This window comes from Pseudoalteromonas sp. SR45-5, from assembly GCF_014163565.1.
Lineage (GTDB): Bacteria > Pseudomonadota > Gammaproteobacteria > Enterobacterales > Alteromonadaceae > Pseudoalteromonas > Pseudoalteromonas distincta.
In genome coordinates, this window is record NZ_JACJDN010000694.1 from 1 (window position 1) to 1972 (window position 1972).

Annotated in this window: 1 protein-coding gene; it reads left to right on the forward strand. The window is 36.7% G+C overall.

Features of this window, described 5'->3' with window-relative positions; translation table 11 throughout:
- A partial coding sequence (locus H5072_RS18100) for an ATP-binding protein (protein WP_182694344.1) occupies window positions 1-1972 on the forward strand: 1972 nt, incomplete at both ends.

Genomic DNA, 1972 nt, shown 5'->3' on the forward strand with positions numbered 1-1972 from the left:
TAAAAAAGAGCGTGTCGCTGTTTATTCGGCATTAGGTAATAGTGCGTTATCGGCTGATAATTTTAAAGAATCTTTACACTATTTTAAATTATTAGAAAAAAACACTTCAGATACTTTCTTTCCTGACGAGCACTTTCGTGCAATAAAAATGCAAGGTGTAGCACTTTTTTATCAAGGCTTATTTCAAAAGGCCATAAGTGAATATACCCGCACCCTAGTATTAGCTGAAAAAAATGAACAACTACTTGAACAAGCAAATTTACTAAATAATATTGGTTTGGCTTATTTTAATATGAATAAGCTAGGCGATACCCTAGAGTTTTACTTAAAGGCAAAAGCTATTTACGAAGCGCACGGTAGTGAGCAAGATCAAACCGACATATTACTTAATATAGCAGGCGTTTATATACGCTTATCCCGCTACGATAGTGCATTTAGTCTTTATCAAGATGTACTTAAAGTTTATCAGCGGTTAGATGATAAAAGTGGTATTGCGCAGGTATACAACAATATGGGTGTTGCTCATATGGAGAGTAATCAATTTGACTTAGCACTTCATTATTACCAGCTAGCGCTGCGTTATTATATTTCAGCCAATGATTACAATAAGTTATCTACGCAATATACTAACTTGGCAAATACTAATTTAGTGTTAAAAAAAGTAGATGAAGCGTACGAGCAAGCTAAATTAGGTGAGTACTATGCGCTTAAAATAGGTAACCATAATTTAGAGCTTAATGCGCTACATGCGCTTGGTAAAATTCAGTTTGTTAAAGGCAACTTAGAAGAGGCGAAAATAAGTTTAGATAGAGCTATTTCACTTGCCCACGAATATGGCAGTGAGCGAATAATTAGGGAGGGTTTAGGGACTAAAGCACTACTTGAAGCCAGTAAAGGCGATTATTCAAGCGCAATGGCCTTGCAACAAGAATACATTAGTGAGCTACGAAAACTCAGAAGTACAGCAATTATAAATGCATTAGCGGTACTTCAGCATCAATTTAAAGCAACACAATTAAACCAAGAAATAGAAAAACTTAAACAAGATCGACGTGTGCAAGAGCTAAAAATGTCGCAGCGTTCTCAGCTTACTTTATTCTCTTTTTTACTATTACTTTTGGTTGTTGTAACTGGTATTGCGCTTTACCGCCGTGGCGCAGAAAAACGCGCTAAGCAGCAGTTAACAGAGCAAGTTACGCAGCGTACTGCCGAGTTACAGGCAATAGCACAGGAGCTAAGAGAAGCTAACGATGTTAAAAGCCAGTTTTTGGCCAATATTAGCCACGAAATCCGCACTCCACTAACGGCTATTTTAGGGCAAACAGATGCTTTAATTAATGAATTATATGAGCCTGAGTCACTTAAAGATGAATTAAGAGTAATTCAGCGCCATAGCGACCATTTAAAAAGCTTAATAAACGACGTGCTTGATTTAAGTAAAATTGAAGCTAATAGGTTAGAGTTAAATATTTCGTGCTTTGATATTGTAGAGCTTGTAAATGACGTACATGCAATGTTTATCACTCAAGCAAAAGCAAAAAATTTACGCCTCATTTTAGACAATCAAGTGGGTAATGAGTTTTACACTAAGCTGGATTTAATACGCGTAAAACAGATTCTTATAAATTTATGTGCTAATGCTATTAAGTTTACTCACGCTGGCCAAATCATTATTGCTTTAAATAAGAGTGAACAAGGGCTAGTGATTATTGTAAAAGATACCGGTATTGGTATGAGCTCTAAACAGTTAAAGCTTATTTTTGAATGCTTTAGCCAAGCTGATAACAGTATTAGCCGTCGCTTTGGGGGGACAGGGTTAGGCCTTAGCTTATCGCAACAATTAGCCGCGATGATGGGCGGTTATATCAGTGTACAAAGCGAATACAAAAAGGGCAGTCAGTTTTCGTTCTTTTTACCGTGCGCAGAAGTAAATAAATCGCAAAGCCTGATTGAAACTCAAAGTGCTCCAAAG